The 16,669-nt window shown below is 55.8% G+C and carries 13 protein-coding genes and 4 tRNA genes; all 17 read right to left on the reverse strand.

The features are described from left to right. Positions 1 to 102: 102 nt before the first annotated feature. The 17 genes from rpsL to birA all read right to left on the reverse strand — a co-directional run bounded on the left by rpsL (position 103) and on the right by birA (position 16,585). Positions 103 to 474 (reverse strand): 30S ribosomal protein S12, encoded by a 372-nt coding sequence (gene rpsL, locus AC09SL_RS28485; RefSeq protein ID WP_003186084.1) that lies wholly within the window; start codon positions 472 to 474, stop codon positions 103 to 105. A 216-nt stretch (positions 475 to 690) separates the two neighbouring features. Continuing rightward, positions 691 to 4,890 (reverse strand): DNA-directed RNA polymerase subunit beta', encoded by a 4,200-nt coding sequence (gene rpoC / locus AC09SL_RS28490; RefSeq protein ID WP_058542713.1) that lies wholly within the window; start codon positions 4,888 to 4,890, stop codon positions 691 to 693. A gap of 64 nt (positions 4,891 to 4,954) precedes the next feature. Then, positions 4,955 to 9,028, reverse strand: a complete 4,074-nt coding sequence (gene rpoB, locus AC09SL_RS28495; RefSeq protein WP_013694338.1) for a DNA-directed RNA polymerase subunit beta — start codon at positions 9,026 to 9,028, stop codon at positions 4,955 to 4,957. A gap of 220 nt (positions 9,029 to 9,248) precedes the next feature. Further along, on the reverse strand, positions 9,249 to 9,614 hold the full coding sequence (gene rplL, locus AC09SL_RS28500; protein ID WP_007970414.1) for a 50S ribosomal protein L7/L12: 366 nt from the start codon (positions 9,612 to 9,614) through the stop codon (positions 9,249 to 9,251). 78 nt (positions 9,615 to 9,692) lie between these two features. Beyond that, entirely contained in the window at positions 9,693 to 10,193 is a 501-nt protein-coding gene (gene rplJ, locus AC09SL_RS28505) for a 50S ribosomal protein L10 (protein ID WP_003206099.1), read from the reverse strand. Positions 10,194 to 10,391: 198 nt separating this feature from the next. Then, positions 10,392 to 11,087: a 50S ribosomal protein L1 gene (gene rplA / locus AC09SL_RS28510; RefSeq protein WP_003186095.1), complete on the reverse strand. Its 696-nt coding sequence runs from the start codon at positions 11,085 to 11,087 to the stop codon at positions 10,392 to 10,394. Further along, entirely contained in the window at positions 11,087 to 11,518 is a 432-nt protein-coding gene (gene rplK / locus AC09SL_RS28515) for a 50S ribosomal protein L11 (protein ID WP_003176435.1), read from the reverse strand. The genes rplA and rplK overlap by 1 nt, the downstream gene beginning before the upstream one ends. 117 nt (positions 11,519 to 11,635) lie before the next feature. Continuing rightward, positions 11,636 to 12,169 carry a transcription termination/antitermination protein NusG gene (gene nusG, locus AC09SL_RS28520; RefSeq protein ID WP_003186097.1) on the reverse strand — a complete coding sequence of 178 codons (534 nt, stop codon included), beginning with the start codon at positions 12,167 to 12,169 and terminating at the stop codon, positions 11,636 to 11,638. 9 nt (positions 12,170 to 12,178) lie between these two features. Continuing rightward, the gene (secE, locus tag AC09SL_RS28525; RefSeq protein ID WP_003186101.1) at positions 12,179 to 12,547 is read right to left on the reverse strand and encodes a preprotein translocase subunit SecE; all 369 of its coding nucleotides are present in this window, start codon (positions 12,545 to 12,547) and stop codon (positions 12,179 to 12,181) included. Between the two features lie 45 nt (positions 12,548 to 12,592). Next, positions 12,593 to 12,668 (reverse strand) — tRNA-Trp (locus tag AC09SL_RS28530). A 53-nt stretch (positions 12,669 to 12,721) separates the two neighbouring features. Next, complete coding sequence (gene tuf, locus AC09SL_RS28535; protein WP_003186103.1) at positions 12,722 to 13,915, reverse strand: elongation factor Tu; 1,194 nt, start codon at positions 13,913 to 13,915, stop codon at positions 12,722 to 12,724. An 84-nt stretch (positions 13,916 to 13,999) separates the two neighbouring features. Beyond that, positions 14,000 to 14,075 (reverse strand) — tRNA-Thr (locus AC09SL_RS28540). A 26-nt stretch (positions 14,076 to 14,101) separates the two neighbouring features. After that, positions 14,102 to 14,175 (reverse strand) — tRNA-Gly (locus tag AC09SL_RS28545). Positions 14,176 to 14,199: 24 nt separating this feature from the next. Next, positions 14,200 to 14,284: transfer RNA gene (locus tag AC09SL_RS28550), tRNA-Tyr, on the reverse strand. Between the two features lie 142 nt (positions 14,285 to 14,426). Next, positions 14,427 to 14,882, reverse strand: coding sequence for a hypothetical protein (locus AC09SL_RS28555; protein WP_058545475.1), 456 nt, complete (start codon positions 14,880 to 14,882; stop codon positions 14,427 to 14,429). 7 nt (positions 14,883 to 14,889) lie between these two features. Beyond that, positions 14,890 to 15,639: a pantothenate kinase gene (locus tag AC09SL_RS28560; RefSeq protein WP_058545474.1), complete on the reverse strand. Its 750-nt coding sequence runs from the start codon at positions 15,637 to 15,639 to the stop codon at positions 14,890 to 14,892. Further along, entirely contained in the window at positions 15,629 to 16,585 is a 957-nt protein-coding gene (gene birA / locus AC09SL_RS28565; RefSeq protein ID WP_058545473.1) for a bifunctional biotin--[acetyl-CoA-carboxylase] ligase/biotin operon repressor BirA, read from the reverse strand. Before birA ends, AC09SL_RS28560 begins: the two co-directional genes overlap by 11 nt. Between the last annotated feature and the right edge of the window lie 84 nt (positions 16,586 to 16,669).

The raw sequence follows: 16,669 nt of genomic DNA on the forward strand, positions 1-16,669 counted from the left end.
TGATAAGCCCTCAAACGGTCTTCAGGTTAGCCCGGGACAGCAGATGCGTGCCCGACCTTACTCTTATCGACTCAATAAAATTAAAAACTGCAAAACGGCCGATTATTTCGGACGCTTGGTACCGTACTTCGAACGACCCTGGTTACGACCTTTAACGCCGGAAGTATCCAACGAGCCGCGAACGGTGTGGTAACGAACACCTGGCAAGTCTTTTACACGACCGCCGCGGATCAGTACCACGCTGTGTTCTTGAAGGTTGTGGCCTTCACCGCCGATGTACGAGGAAACCTCGAAACCGTTGGTCAGACGCACACGGCATACTTTACGCAGTGCCGAGTTAGGTTTTTTCGGCGTGGTGGTATACACACGGGTGCATACGCCACGACGTTGCGGGCAGTTCTGCAGCGCAGGTACGTCGGATTTCTCGACGATACGCTTACGCGGCTGACGTACCAGCTGGTTGATAGTTGCCATCTACTAGCTCCACTGTTGTCTTGCGACGCTATTGTCTTACAAGAAAAGCAAAATGGCAGGAACGAATTCCCGCCAAATTTAGGGGATCAAGAGTCTAAAGAGGATCTTGTCCCCAGTCAAGGCAAGGCCCCGACCTCCCCGCCCGCCGGATCTCGACAATTTGTCTCGATCCGCCGAACGGGGCGACCAGGGCCAGGCACTCAATTACCGCAGAACTCAGTTACCACTCGAGTTCAGTGCTTCGGTCAGTGCAGCTTCCACTTCACTGGCGCTTACGCGCAACGGCTTGTCAGCTTCACGGCGACGCTTGCGCTCGCTGTGATAGGCCAAACCGGTACCGGCCGGGATCAGACGACCCACGACCACGTTTTCTTTCAGGCCGCGCAGGTAATCGCGCTTGCCGGTTACCGCCGCTTCGGTCAGTACGCGGGTGGTTTCCTGGAAGGAAGCCGCCGAGATGAACGATTCGGTGGACAACGACGCCTTGGTGATACCCAGCAGCACGCGAGTGAACTTGGAGACAAACTTGTCTTCGGTCGCCAGGCGCTCGTTTTCCACCAGTACGTGAGTCAGTTCCATCTGGTCGCCCTTGATGAAACTCGAGTCGCCGGATTCAGCGATCTCGACCTTACGCAGCATCTGACGCAGGATGGTCTCGATGTGCTTGTCGTTGATCTTCACGCCTTGCAGACGGTAAACGTCCTGGATCTCGTTCACGATGTACTTGGCCAGCGCACTCACACCCAACAGACGCAGGATGTCGTGTGGATCGCTCGGACCGTCCGAGATAACTTCGCCGCGGTTTACCTGTTCGCCTTCGAAGACGTTCAGGTGACGCCACTTCGGAATCAACTCTTCGTACGGATCGCTACCGTCGTTCGGGGTAATGACCAGGCGACGCTTGCCCTTGGTCTCTTTACCGAACGCGATGGTGCCGCTGACTTCAGCCAGAATCGAGGCTTCTTTCGGACGACGGGCTTCGAACAAGTCGGCAACACGCGGCAGACCACCGGTGATGTCGCGGGTTTTCGAAGTTTCCTGCGGAATACGGGCGATAACATCACCGATCGCGATCCGCGCACCGTCCGCAACACCGACCAGGGCGTTGGCTGGCAGGAAGTACTGAGCGATTACGTCAGTGCCTGGCAGCAACAGATCCTTGCCGTTGTCGTCGACCATCTTCACAGCAGGACGGATGTCCTTGCCGGCAGCTGGACGATCTTTCGCGTCAAGTACTTCAATGTTGGTCATACCGGTCAATTCGTCGGTCTGACGCTTGATCGTAATACCTTCTTCCATGCCCACGTAGGTCACGGTACCTTTCATTTCGGTAACGATCGGGTGAGTGTGCGGATCCCACTTGGCCACGATGGCACCAGCGTCGACCTTGTCACCTTCCTTCACCGAAATCACAGCACCGTACGGCAGCTTGTAGCGCTCACGCTCACGACCGAAGTCATCAGCGATGGCCAGCTCACCGGAACGCGATACTGCCACCAGGTGACCATCCACTCGCTCAACATGCTTGAGGTTGTGCAGACGGACGGTACCGCCATTCTTCACCTGAACGCTGTCGGCCGCGGAGGTCCGGCTTGCCGCACCACCGATGTGGAACGTACGCATCGTCAGCTGGGTACCCGGCTCACCGATGGACTGGGCAGCGATAACGCCGACCGCTTCACCGATGTTCACCTGATGACCACGTGCCAGGTCGCGACCGTAGCACTTGGCGCAGATGCCGTAGCGAGTTTCGCAGCTGATCGGCGAACGCACGATCACTTCGTCGATACTGTTGAGTTCGATGAACTCGACCCACTTCTCGTCAACCAGGGTGCCCGCAGGAACGATCACGTCCTCGGTACCCGGCTTGAATACGTCGCGAGCGATGACACGACCCAATACGCGTTCACCCAATGGCTCTACAACGTCACCGCCTTCAATGTGCGGAGTCATTACCAGGCCATGTTCGGTGCCGCAATCGATCTCGGTCACGACCAGATCCTGGGCAACGTCTACCAGACGACGAGTCAGGTAACCGGAGTTCGCCGTTTTCAACGCGGTATCCGCAAGACCCTTACGAGCACCGTGAGTGGAGATGAAGTACTGGAGTACGCTCAAGCCCTCACGGAAGTTCGCGGTAATCGGGGTCTCGATGATGGAGCCGTCCGGCTTGGCCATCAGGCCACGCATACCGGCGAGCTGACGGATCTGCGCAGCAGAACCCCGTGCGCCCGAGTCGGCCATCATGTACATCGAGTTGAAGGATTCCTGATCGACTTCGTTGCCATGACGGTCGATGACTTTCTCTTTCGAGAGGTTGGCCATCATCGCCTTGGAGACTTCGTCGTTCGCCTTGGACCAGAGGTCGATCACCTTGTTGTACTTCTCGCCCTGAGTTACCAGGCCGGAGGCGTACTGACTTTCGATCTCTTTCACTTCTTCGGTAGCAGCACCGATGATGCGAGCTTTTTCATCCGGGATAACGAAGTCGTTAACACCGATGGAAACGCCGGAAATGGTCGAATAGGCAAAACCGGTGTACATCAACTGGTCAGCGAAGATCACGGTCTCTTTCAGACCAACCACGCGATAGCACTGGTTGATCAGCTTGGAGATCGCCTTTTTCTTCATCGGCAGGTTGACGACGTCGAAGGACAGACCTTTTGGCACAACCTGGAACAACAGCGCACGGCCGACGGTAGTGTCGACGATACGAGTGTTGGTCACGCTGCCGCCGTCACGATCGTTTACGGTTTCGTTGATCCGCACCTTGACCTTGGCGTGCAGTGCGGCTTCGCCGGCACGGAACACACGGTCAACTTCTTGCAGATCCGCGAACACACGACCTTCGCCCTTGGCGTTGATCGCTTCACGCGTCATGTAGTACAGACCCAATACAACGTCCTGCGACGGAACGATGATTGGCTCACCGTTGGCTGGCGACAAGATGTTGTTGGTCGACATCATCAACGCACGCGCTTCCAACTGGGCTTCCAGTGTCAGCGGTACGTGCACGGCCATCTGGTCGCCGTCGAAGTCGGCGTTGTACGCAGCACAGACCAGCGGGTGCAGCTGGATAGCCTTACCTTCGATCAGTACCGGTTCAAACGCCTGGATGCCCAGACGGTGAAGGGTCGGTGCACGGTTGAGGAGAACCGGGTGTTCGCGAATCACTTCAGCGAGAACGTCCCAGACCTCTGGCAGCTCGCGCTCGACCATTTTCTTGGCTGCTTTGATAGTGGTCGCAAGACCACGCATTTCCAGCTTGCCGAAAATGAACGGCTTGAACAGCTCCAGGGCCATTTTCTTTGGCAGACCGCACTGGTGCAGACGCAGGGTCGGGCCTACGGTAATTACCGAACGACCGGAGTAGTCAACACGCTTACCGAGCAAGTTCTGACGGAAACGACCCTGCTTACCCTTGATCATGTCAGCCAGGGATTTCAGAGGACGCTTGTTGGAACCGGTGATAGCGCGGCCACGACGACCGTTGTCGAGCAGTGCGTCGACCGCTTCCTGCAACATACGCTTTTCGTTGCGCACGATGATGTCCGGAGCGGACAGATCGAGCAGGCGCTTCAAGCGGTTGTTACGGTTGATCACTCGACGATACAGATCGTTGAGGTCGGAAGTTGCGAAACGACCGCCATCGAGTGGAACCAGTGGACGCAGGTCCGGCGGCAGAACCGGCAGAACGGTCAGCACCATCCACTCTGGCAGGTTGCCGGAACCCTGGAAGGCTTCCATCAACTTCAGACGCTTGGACAGCTTCTTGATCTTGGTTTCGGAGTTGGTTTGCGGAATTTCTTCGCGCAGACGGCCAATCTCGTGTTCCAGGTCGATAGCGTGCAGCAGCTCGCGGACAGCTTCGGCACCCATGCGGGCATCGAAATCATCGCCGAACTCTTCCAGCGCTTCGAAGTACTGCTCGTCGTTGAGCAGCTGACCCTTTTCAAGGGTTGTCATGCCTGGGTCGATAACGACATAGCTCTCGAAGTAGAGAACGCGTTCGATATCACGCAGGGTCATGTCCATCAGCAGGCCGATACGGGACGGCAGCGATTTCAGGAACCAGATGTGGGCAACTGGCGAGGCCAGTTCGATGTGCGCCATACGCTCACGACGAACTTTTGCCAGCGCGACTTCAACGCCGCACTTCTCGCAGATCACACCACGGTGCTTCAAGCGCTTGTACTTACCGCACAGGCACTCGTAATCCTTGACCGGGCCAAAGATCTTGGCGCAGAACAGGCCGTCACGCTCAGGTTTGAACGTACGGTAGTTGATGGTTTCCGGCTTTTTAACTTCACCGAACGACCACGAACGGATCATCTCAGGCGAGGCCAATCCAATGCGGATGGCGTCGAACTCTTCGACTTGACCCTGGTTTTTCAGCAAATTCAGTAGGTCTTTCAAGGCCTTTCCTCCTGGCGGAGCAGAGAGCGGGCAAAACAGCCCCGCTCTCGATTCGCGTCACGTGTTATTCGGTTTCCAGATCGATATCGATGCCGAGGGAACGAATTTCCTTGATCAACACGTTGAAAGACTCGGGCATGCCCGGCTCCATACGGTGATCGCCGTCCACGATGTTTTTGTACATCTTGGTCCGGCCGTTCACATCGTCCGACTTCACTGTGAGCATTTCTTGCAGAGTGTATGCAGCACCGTACGCTTCCAGTGCCCAGACCTCCATCTCCCCGAAACGCTGACCACCGAACTGCGCCTTACCACCCAGCGGCTGCTGGGTAACCAGGCTGTAAGAACCGGTAGAACGAGCGTGCATCTTGTCGTCTACCAAGTGGTTCAGCTTCAGCATGTACATGTAGCCAACGGTAACCGGGCGCTCGAACTTGTTGCCGGTACGGCCGTCGAACAGCTGCATCTGGCCGCTTTCTGGCAGGTCTGCCAGTTTCAGCATGGCCTTGATTTCGCTTTCCTTGGCACCGTCGAACACCGGAGTAGCCATTGGAACGCCGCCGCGCAGGTTCTTCGCCAGATCCAGGATTTCCTGGTCGGAGAAGGTGTCCAGCTCTTCGTTGCGACCGCCGATCTCGTTGTAGATCTCGTGCAGGAACTTACGCAGGTCAGCGACCTTGCGCTGCTCTTCGATCATACGGTTGATCTTCTCGCCCAAGCCCTTGGCCGCGAGGCCCAGGTGGGTTTCAAGGATCTGACCAACGTTCATACGCGAAGGTACGCCCAACGGGTTGAGGACCACATCGACCGGGGTGCCATTGGCATCGTGCGGCATGTCTTCAACCGGCATGATCACGGAGACCACACCTTTGTTACCGTGACGACCGGCCATCTTGTCGCCCGGCTGGATGCGACGACGGATTGCCAGGTAAACCTTGACGATTTTCAGCACACCTGGAGCCAGGTCATCGCCCTGCTGCAGTTTGCGCTTCTTGTCTTCGAACTTGTCGTCCAGCAGACGGCGGCGATCAACGATATAGGCCTGGGCCTTCTCGAGCTGCTCGTTCAGAGCATCTTCAGCCATGCGCAGTTTGAACCACTGGCCATGCTCAAGACCGTCGAGCACTTCGTCGGTGATTTCCTGACCTTTCTTCAGGCCGGCGCCGCCTTCGGCTTTGTGGCCGACCAGAGCGGAGCGCAGACGCTCGAAAGTTGCGCCTTCGACGATACGGAACTCTTCGTTCAGGTCCTTGCGGATCTCGTCGAGCTGAGTCTTCTCGATCGACAGTGCACGAGCATCACGCTCAACGCCGTCACGCGTGAAGACCTGTACGTCGATGACGGTACCCTTGGTGCCGGTAGGCACGCGCAAGGAGGTGTCTTTAACGTCGCTGGCTTTTTCACCGAAGATGGCACGCAGCAGTTTTTCTTCCGGAGTCAGCTGGGTCTCGCCTTTCGGAGTGACCTTGCCCACCAGGATGTCGCCTGCGCCTACTTCAGCACCTACATAAACGATACCTGCTTCGTCCAGCTTGTTCAGTGCAGCTTCACCCACGTTCGGGATGTCCGCAGTGATTTCCTCTGGGCCAAGCTTGGTGTCACGGGCCACACAGGTCAGTTCCTGGATGTGGATCGTGGTGAAGCGGTCTTCCTGAACCACACGCTCGGACAGGCAGATGGAGTCTTCGAAGTTGAAGCCGTTCCATGCCATGAACGCGATGCGCATGTTCTGACCCAACGCCAGCTCACCCATATCGGTGGACGGACCGTCGGCCATGATGTCGCTACGCTGAACCCGATCACCTTTGCTCACCAGCGGACGCTGGTTGATGCAGGTGTTTTGGTTGGAGCGGGTGTATTTGGTCAGGTTGTAGATGTCGACACCGGCTTCGCCAGTTTCAACTTCGTCATCGGCAACACGAACCACGATACGGCTGGCGTCGACGGAGTCGATCACGCCACCACGACGAGCCACGACGCAAACGCCGGAGTCACGGGCAACGTTACGCTCCATGCCAGTACCTACCAGCGGCTTGTCGGCACGCAGGGTGGGTACAGCTTGACGCTGCATGTTCGAACCCATCAACGCACGGTTGGCGTCGTCGTGCTCGAGGAACGGGATCAGCGACGCTGCAACCGAAACTACCTGCTTCGGCGATACGTCCATCAAGGTGACGTCTTCCGGCGCCTTGACGGTGAACTCGTTCAAGTGACGAACAGCTACCAGCTCGTCGACCAGGACCTTCTTGTCGTTCATCGTGGCCGAAGCCTGAGCGATCACGTGATCAGCTTCTTCGATGGCGGACAGGAACACGATCTCGTCGGTAACCAGGGCATCTTTCACCACGCGGTACGGGCTCTCGAGGAAGCCGTACTGGTTGGTGCGCGCATAGGCTGCCAAGGAGTTGATCAGACCGATGTTCGGACCTTCCGGCGTTTCGATCGGGCATACACGACCGTAGTGAGTCGGGTGTACGTCACGAACTTCGAAGCCAGCACGCTCACGGGTCAGACCGCCCGGGCCGAGTGCAGAGACACGACGCTTGTGGGTGATCTCGGACAGTGGGTTGTTCTGGTCCATGAACTGGGACAGCTGGCTCGAACCGAAGAACTCCTTCACCGCCGCAGCCACAGGCTTGGCGTTGATCAGGTCTTGCGGCATCAGGCCTTCGCTTTCAGCCATCGACAGACGTTCCTTGACCGCACGCTCTACGCGCACCAGGCCAACACGGAACTGGTTCTCGGCCATCTCACCTACACAGCGAACACGACGGTTACCCAGGTGGTCGATGTCATCGACGATGCCCTTGCCGTTACGGATGTCGACCAGGGTCTTGAGAACGGCAACGATGTCGTCCTTGTTCAGTACACCCGAACCTTCGATTTCGGTACGACCGATACGACGGTTGAACTTCATCCGGCCGACCGCAGACAGGTCATAGCGCTCAGGGCTGAAGAACAGGTTGTTGAACAGGGTCTCGGCGGCATCCTTGGTTGGCGGCTCGCCAGGACGCATCATGCGATAGATCTCGACCAGGGCTTCCAGTTGGTTACCGGTGGAGTCGATCTTCAGCGTGTCGGAGATGAACGGACCGCAGTCGATGTCGTTGGTGTACAGCGTCTCGATGCGAACGACCTGGGCCTTGGCGATTTTTGCCAGGATCTCGGTGTTCAGCTCGGTGTTGCACTCTGCCAGGATTTCGCCGGTGGCCGGATGCACGATGACCTTGGCCGTGGTGCGACCCAGGACGTAGTCCAGAGGCACCTGCAGCTCTTTGATCCCGGCCTTTTCCAACTGGTTGATGTGGCGAGCGGTGATACGACGACCCTGCTCGACAATAACCTTGCCTTTGTCATCCTGGATATCGAGGACAGCGATTTCACCGCGCAGGCGCTGAGGCACCAGTTCCAGGCTGAGGTTCTCACCTTGCACATGGAAGACGTTGGTGGTGTAGAACGCGTCCAGCACTTCTTCGGTGGTATAGCCGAGCGCGCGCAGCAGTACCGATGCAGGCAGCTTGCGACGACGGTCGATACGCACGAATACGCAGTCTTTCGGGTCGAACTCAAAGTCCAACCACGAACCGCGGTAAGGAATGATGCGCGCGGAGTAAAGCAGTTTGCCGGAGCTGTGCGTCTTGCCACGGTCGTGGTCGAAGAACACGCCCGGAGAACGGTGCAGCTGGGAAACGATTACACGCTCGGTACCGTTGATTACGAAGGTACCGTTCTCAGTCATCAGGGGGATTTCACCCATGTAGACTTCTTGCTCTTTGATGTCCTTGATCGCTTTGTTCGACGATTCTTTGTCGAAAATGATCAGGCGCACTTTTACCCGCAAAGGTACGGCGTAAGTAACACCGCGCAATACGCATTCTTTGACATCAAATGCCGGTTCGCCCAGGCGATAACCGACGTACTCCAGCGCAGCATTGCCGGAGTAGCTGATGATCGGGAAAACGGATTTGAAGGCCGCATGCAGGCCCACGTCGCGGAACTGATCTTTAGTCGCTCCCGCTTGCAAGAATTCACGATACGAATCCAGCTGGATGGCCAGGAGGTACGGCACATCCATGACGTCCGGCAACTTGCTAAAGTCCTTGCGGATACGTTTTTTCTCAGTATATGAGTAAGCCATCAGCGTTCCCCAGCTTGGTCACCTGCTTGTTTGGCCCCTCCCGACGGGAGCAGCCAGAAAATCGTGCAAACCCCATGGTTTGCGCCACCACATCGGGTGGTTACAGCTCGCTATCGGCACCGACCCAGTCGGCTGCCAATAACGGAAAAAGGCCGGTGGCAAGAGCCACCAGCCATCAGCCTGTCGCTTAACGCTCGGGCTGGAGACGCAAAGTCGATGCTTACTTCAGCTCGACTTTAGCGCCTGCTTCTTCCAGAGCGGCCTTGGCTTTGTCAGCTGCGTCTTTGGCAACAGCTTCCAGAACCATGGCAGGAGCGCCGTCAACTACAGCCTTGGCTTCTTTCAGGCCCAGACCGGTCAGTTCACGTACTGCCTTGATCACGTTTACTTTCTTCTCGCCAGCTTCGGTCAGCATGACGTTGAATTCGGTTTGCTCTTCAGCAACGGCAGCAGCAACAGCTGGGCCAGCGGAAGCAGCAGCAGCGGTAACACCGAATTTTTCTTCGAAAGCTTTGATCAGCTCAACAACTTCCATTACGGACATGTTGCCAACGGCTTCGAGGATATCGTTTTGAGAGATAGACATGAATCTAAATTCCTGGATTGGGGGACGGCCTACGCGACCATCGAAATAAACAAAAAACGCGAAAAGGAGTGTCGAGCCTTAGGCTGCGGCAGCTTCTTTCTGGTCGCGCAGTGCCGCCAGAGTACGAGCCAATTTGCTGGTTGCGCCTTGAATCACGCTCATCAGCTGGGAAATTGCTTCGTCACGGGTCGGCAGAGTTGCCAGTACGTCGATCTGGTTAGCTGCGAGGAACTTGCCCTCGAACGCAGCTGCCTTAATCTCGAACTTGTCCTGACCTTTGGCGAATTCCTTGAACAAACGGGCAGCAGCGCCAGGATGTTGGGTGGAGAACGCGATCAAGGTCGGGCCGGTGAACACGTCGTTGAGGACACTGTATTCAGTGTCAGCAACAGCGCGCTTGAGCAGGGTGTTACGTACAACACGTACGTAAACGCCAGCTTCACGAGCCTCTTTACGGAGTCCGGTCATAGCGCCTACTGTTACGCCACGGGCATCAGCCACGACAGCGGACAGAGCAGCTTTGGCAGCCTCGTTGACTTCAGCGACGATGGCCTTCTTGTCTTCGAGTTTAATTGCCACGGGTTTAACTCCTGCTTGTTACCGTTTCATCCGGTCGAAACCGAATGTCGTTTTGGTGTCTGATTCGGTAAGGAACCGGGAGCACCATCTGCGTAGGCTTGTGGTTTAAGACTTGCGTCGCCTACGGTCTTGGACAGCCCCCGCCAGGCAGGGACCCCAATTTTTTGATTGGCGCGATCACTCGCGCCAACCTGAGTCTTACGCGTCGAGCGAGCTCTGATCGATGACCAGACCTGGGCCCATAGTGGTGCTCAGGGTAACGCGCTTGACGTAGATACCTTTCGAAGAAGCTGGCTTGATACGCTTCAGATCAGCGATCAGGGCTTCAACGTTTTCCTTCAGCTTGACGGCGTCGAAGCCGATCTTGCCAACGGAAGTGTGGATAATGCCGTTTTTGTCGGTGCGATAACGAACCTGACCAGCCTTGGCGTTTTTAACCGCGGTGGCTACGTCTGGCGTTACGGTGCCGACTTTAGGGTTAGGCATCAGACCACGTGGACCGAGGATCTGACCCAACTGACCTACAACGCGCATGGCATCCGGGGACGCGATCACTACGTCATAGTTCAGGTCGCCGCCCTTCATTTCAGCAGCCAGATCGTCCATGCCTACGCGATCAGCGCCAGCAGCCAGAGCAGCTTCAGCTGCTGGCCCCTGGGTGAAGACAGCTACACGAACGGTCTTGCCAGTGCCGTGTGGCAGCACGGTAGCGCTACGAACGACCTGGTCGGATTTACGTGGGTCAACGCCCAGGTTTACAGCAACGTCGAACGACTCGCTGAACTTGACAGTCGACAGCTCAGCCAGCAGAGCGGCGGCGTCTACAAAGTTGTAGGCCTTGCCTGCTTCGATTTTGCCGGCGATAGCCTTTTGACGCTTGGTCAGCTTAGCCATTACACACCCTCCACGTTAAGGCCCATGCTACGAGCAGAACCGGCGATAGTACGCACGGCTGCATCCATATCAGCTGCAGTCAGATCCGCGTTTTTGGTTTTCGCGATTTCTTCCAGCTGAGCACGGGTAACGGTGCCAACCTTAACGGTGTTTGGACGAGCGGAACCGCTGGTCAAACCTGCAGCCTTCTTCAGCAGAACCGAAGCTGGGGTGCTTTTTGTTTCGAAAGTGAAGCTACGGTCGCTGTAGACAGTGATGATCACTGGAGTCGGCAGACCTGGCTCAAGACCCTGAGTACGGGCGTTGAAGGCCTTGCAGAATTCCATGATGTTCACGCCGTGCTGACCCAGGGCAGGACCAACAGGTGGGCTTGGGTTAGCCTGAGCGGCCTTCACTTGCAGCTTGATGTAAGCGGTAATTTTCTTGGCCATGAGGCACTCCAATTACGGGTTCGAACGCCTCGAAAGGCTCCCCGGTTACTTGCGCGTTTATCCCAGTGACGACAAAACCCCACAGCCTTGGGCTGCGGGGTTGGGATGCCTGTTCAATCAGACCTTTTCGACCTGACTGAACTCTAACTCTACCGGAGTAGAGCGACCGAAAATGAGCACTGCCACTTGGATCCGGCTCTTTTCGTAGTTAACTTCTTCAACCGTGCCGTTGAAATCAGCGAATGGACCGTCGGTGACGCGTACAACCTCACCTGGTTCAAACAGTGTCTTCGGCTTCGGCTTGTCGCTACCATCAGCGACGCGACGCAGAATCGCTTCTGCCTCTTTGTCTGTGATCGGTGCAGGCTTGTCGGCGGTACCGCCAATGAAGCCCATCACCCGAGGGGTATCCTTGACCAAGTGCCAAGTCCCTTCGTTCATGTCCATCTGTACCAGCACATAGCCCGGAAAGAACTTACGTTCACTTTTGCGCTTCTGGCCATTACGCATCTCAACCACTTCTTCAGTGGGGACCAGAATCTCGCCAAAGCCATCTTCCATGCCAGCCAGCTTTACGCGCTCTACCAGCGAGCGCATGACATGCTTCTCGTAACCCGAGTAAGCATGCACAACGTACCAACGCTTAGCCACGGGACACCCTTAGCCAACAATCAAGGAAACAAGCCAGCCGAGCAGGGAATCGAGCCCCCACAACAGCAACGCCATAACCAGGACAACAGCCACAACAATCAACGTGGTCTGCGTGGTTTCTTGGCGAGTCGGCCATACGACTTTACGAATCTCGGTGCGAGCTTCCTTAGCGAGTACAAAGAAAGACTTGCCCTTGGCTGTTTGCAGGCCTACAAAGGCAGCTACAGCAGCAATGGCAAGCAAAGCGAGTACACGGTACAGGATCGGCGAAGCAGAGTAATACTGATTGCCAACAACGCCAACAACCACCAAAGCGACTACCACTAGCCACTTGAGCAGATCGAAGCGAGAGCCTTGAGCTTCAGCTTTAGGAGTCATCTATGAAGATCCTGTGAAAAGAAAGCCAGACACACCAAGTGAATCTGGCAGGTCAGGAGGGAATCGAACCCCCAACCTACGGTTTTGGAGACCGTCGCTCTGCCAATTGAGCTACTGACCTAAAACAAAATCAGGCCGACCATTATGCCGGCCCGAAAAAGACATTACAACTGTTTACTCGATAACTTTGGCTACGACGCCAGCGCCGACGGTACGACCGCCTTCACGGATAGCGAAACGCAGACCGTCTTCCATCGCGATGGTCTTGATCAGAGTGACAGTCATCTGGATGTTGTCACCTGGCATTACCATTTCAACGCCTTCTGGCAGCTCGCAGTTACCAGTCACGTCAGTTGTACGGAAGTAGAACTGTGGACGGTAGCCTTTGAAGAACGGAGTATGACGGCCGCCTTCTTCCTTGCTCAGAACGTAAACTTCTGCGGTGAACTTGGTGTGCGGCTTGACGGTGCCTGGCTTGACCAGAACCTGGCCACGCTCAACGTCGTCACGCTTGGTGCCGCGCAGCAGCACGCCGCAGTTCTCGCCAGCACGACCTTCGTCGAGCAGCTTGCGGAACATTTCAACGCCGGTGCAGGTAGTTTTCTGAGTGTCGCGCAGACCGACGATCTCAACTTCTTCCTGGATACGGACGATGCCACGCTCAACACGACCAGTCACAACAGTACCGCGACCGGAGATCGAGAATACGTCTTCGATTGGCATCAGGAACGGCTTGTCGATAGCACGCTCTGGCTCTGGGATGTAGCTGTCCAGAGTTTCCACCAGCTTCTTGACAGCAGTGGTGCCCATTTCGTTGTCGTCTTGGCCGTTCAGAGCCATCAGAGCCGAACCGATGATGATTGGAGTGTCATCACCCGGGAAGTCGTAAGTGCTCAGCAGGTCGCGCACCTCCATCTCAACCAGTTCCAGCAGCTCAGCGTCGTCAACCATGTCAGCCTTGTTCAGGAAGACAACGATGTACGGAACGCCTACCTGACGGGACAGCAGGATGTGCTCACGGGTTTGTGGCATCGGACCATCAGCGGCCGAGCAAACCAGGATCGCGCCATCCATCTGGGCAGCACCAGTGATCATGTTTTTTACGTAGTCGGCGTGACCTGGGCAGTCAACGTGTGCGTAGTGACGCACGGCCGAATCGTATTCAACGTGAGCGGTGTTGATGGTGATACCGCGAGCTTTCTCTTCCGGGGCGCTGTCGATCTTGTCGAAGTCAACCTTGGCCGAACCGAAAACTTCGGAGCAGACACGGGTCAGAGCAGCGGTCAGCGTGGTTTTACCGTGGTCAACGTGACCGATGGTACCAACATTGACGTGCGGCTTATTACGTTCGAACTTTTCCTTAGCCATCGAAATCACCCCTAGGAGAAGAATTTAGCGAGTCACACAAGCCATTAAAACAAAGGCAGATATTTTCATATCTGCCTTGTTATATGGAGCTCTTGAGCGGATTTGAACCGCTGACCTCACCCTTACCAAGGGTGTGCTCTACCAACTGAGCTACAAGAGCGAAACACTTTGCACAACCTGCAAACTTGGAGCGGGTAGCGGGAATCGAACCCGCATCATCAGCTTGGAAGGCTGAGGTTCTACCACTAAACTATACCCGCGGAGCTTGCAGCTCACGCTAAAAATGGTGGAGGGGGAAGGATTCGAACCTTCGAAGTCGTAGACGTCAGATTTACAGTCTGATCCCTTTGGCCGCTCGGGAACCCCTCCTAAGCGAGCCGGCATTCTATATCATGCCAGCCTTCTGTCAAGCATTTTCTCATTAAAAACCTGAGGTTAGCTGCGTTGACGTCGCTTCGTATCGCTAGCCTTTAAAGGTCTTCGCTGCGAAGCGGGCGCCATTCTATGCAAACTACCCAGCGGGTGCAACCCCCTCGCATGGCATTATTTTATGTTTTAACTCATTGAATTCTTTAGAAAGGTTTTGAAGCAACGTTTCATTCACCCTTCCCGCGCTTTCCTGGGAAACCTGAACCCAGAATCCCCCACCCTCGGGGAGGTTTGGCGAGTTCGACGCAGCAGAACGACCTACGACGCCCGAGGCAGCCAATCGCTGCTCCAGCTGCCTGGCCAGCTCCGGACGCACAAAACCACCCAAGTAAATACAGGTCTTTTGCGCCTCGCCGGATTTACCCAAGTCGCGCCTGACAAGTGCATCCGCCGTTTCGCTCAGAAGGTGAATATCCTGCTGCGAACCGCGGTACAAACTGAGCGGAGTCACATCCTTGGCGCGAAGTGGGGCCTCCTGCTGATGCCAGATGTAGTAGAAGACATTCAGAACCAGCAACAATAGAAACAACCACCGCATAGAAACCTCAAGACAAAGGACAGGCCATCGCCAAACCGACAAAAACCAGGTCGGGCACCACCTTGGCATCAGGAACAACCCCGGAAACCAGATTGGCGTCCCCCCCTGTGAGAAACACCACGAAATCCTTTCCCCAATATTGCTGCGCCATTTCAAGCTGAGTCAGGACAAACCCTCTGAGCATCAGCATGCAACCGCGCTCGACCGCCTCGACAGTTGTCCGACCTGGAGCAAGACTCTCATGGGCTCGCTCGGCTGCCATATCGTCGTAGCGAATTCTTCGCGTATGGGTACGCAATTGGTTACGCATCAAAGGCATGCCCGGACAAATAAATCCGCCGAGATGCTCACCGTCCGCTGCCACAAAATCAGCCGTAATGGCAGTACCAAAATCAAGGACCAGACACGCACCTGAAGCAAGATGAAACCCACCCAGCAAGGCCAGCCATCGATCAAGCCCCAGCCGCTCATAGTCCTGGTAGCCGTTTTTCACCCCCGCCATTTCCCGAGCAGGCGCAGCACGCGTTACCGACACTCCAAACACATCAACTAGAGAGGCGACCAATAAATCCGTCTCCTCCAGGGTCCTTACGCTAACAAGACGACATTTCTTGAGCTGGAACTTCTCGGCATTACTCAGGCTCACCAACAAATCGTTGTCAGAGCTGACCACGCCACCTTCGACCGGCGTCACTCCGTCGGAACGAAGAACACGCCATTTGATAAAGCTATTGCCGCAGTCAAGCTCAAGAATCATCACGCAACCTCAGACTGAGCTCACCACCGCTAAAGTTTTTTTCCACACCCTCTACCTTCAAACGCAGCGCACCCTGGTGATCAATGCCCAGCACAATACCGTCAATTTTATTAACACCGGCAATCAGGGAGACAGCCCTTCCCTGCCAAAGATGATATTGCTCCCACTCCGACTGGATTGCGGCAAACCCAGATGCATGATGAAGCTTCAGATAGTGCTGAAGCTTCGCCCCCAATCGTGCTACCAACTCGTTTCGATCAAAATCCCTGCCTGCCTCAAGACACATGGATGTCCATTGCTGGTCGACCTCATCAGTCGATTGCATATTCACATTAATCCCCACACCCAGGACAACATGGCAAACGTCGGCAGGATCCCCGACCAACTCAAGCAAAATGCCGGCGATCTTTTTCTCTCCAACCAGGACATCATTAGGCCATTTCAGCCCCGCCTCAGCGATCCCCATATCACGCAGGGCGTGCATGACAGCAAGCCCAACGACCAGACTCAGCCCTTCAATCTGTCGCATGCCGCCATCAATGCGTAACACCAGGCTATGGTAGAGGTTTTCGGCAAACGGACTGACCCACTTACGGCCACGACGACCGCGACCGGCGATCTGTCGCTCAGCCAGAACCATGAACGGCGCTGTCGCCCCACGCTCGATGAAACGCAGCGCCTCTGCGTTGGTAGAGTCGATAGTGTCGAAGATATGGACAGGCCACTCATGAAGGCCTTTTGCGCAAATCTCTGCAGCATCCAAAAGCACCAGGGGCTTAGCCAACTGATACCCCCTACCTCGAACCTTATGAACAGAAAGCCCTATTTCTGCTTCCAAGTGCTGCAATTGCTTCCATACAGCACTACGACTGATACCCAGCGCAGCACCCAGCGCCTGCCCTGAATGAAAGCGACCATCCTTCAGAAGTTTTAGCAACGTGAGCATGCGGACTGCGCCTGATAATGAGGCCCGCATGATAGCCATGCGCAAGACAGTTGCATAGAAACACAAAGTGACTTTCCCGCAGGC

Source organism: Pseudomonas sp. PF05 (genome assembly GCF_056521845.1).

What these genes read in the sequence shown, in the direction of transcription:
- rpsL (WP_003186084.1), bottom strand. Translation starts at nt 474, where the DNA reads ATGGCAACTATCAACCAGCTGGTACGTCAGCCGCGTAAGCGTATCGTC.
- rpoB (WP_013694338.1), bottom strand. Translation starts at nt 9,028, where the DNA reads ATGGCTTACTCATATACTGAGAAAAAACGTATCCGCAAGGACTTTAGC.
- rplL (WP_007970414.1), bottom strand. Translation starts at nt 9,614, where the DNA reads ATGTCTATCTCTCAAAACGATATCCTCGAAGCCGTTGGCAACATGTCC.
- rplA (WP_003186095.1), bottom strand. Translation starts at nt 11,087, where the DNA reads ATGGCTAAGCTGACCAAGCGTCAAAAGGCTATCGCCGGCAAAATCGAA.
- rplK (WP_003176435.1), bottom strand. Translation starts at nt 11,518, where the DNA reads ATGGCCAAGAAAATTACCGCTTACATCAAGCTGCAAGTGAAGGCCGCT.
- secE (WP_003186101.1), bottom strand. Translation starts at nt 12,547, where the DNA reads ATGACTCCTAAAGCTGAAGCTCAAGGCTCTCGCTTCGATCTGCTCAAG.
- tuf (WP_003186103.1), bottom strand. Translation starts at nt 13,915, where the DNA reads ATGGCTAAGGAAAAGTTCGAACGTAATAAGCCGCACGTCAATGTTGGT.
- AC09SL_RS28555 (WP_058545475.1), bottom strand. Translation starts at nt 14,882, where the DNA reads ATGCGGTGGTTGTTTCTATTGTTGCTGGTTCTGAATGTCTTCTACTAC.
- AC09SL_RS28560 (WP_058545474.1), bottom strand. Translation starts at nt 15,639, where the DNA reads ATGATTCTTGAGCTTGACTGCGGCAATAGCTTTATCAAATGGCGTGTT.
- birA (WP_058545473.1), bottom strand. Translation starts at nt 16,585, where the DNA reads ATGCTCACGTTGCTAAAACTTCTGAAGGATGGTCGCTTTCATTCAGGG.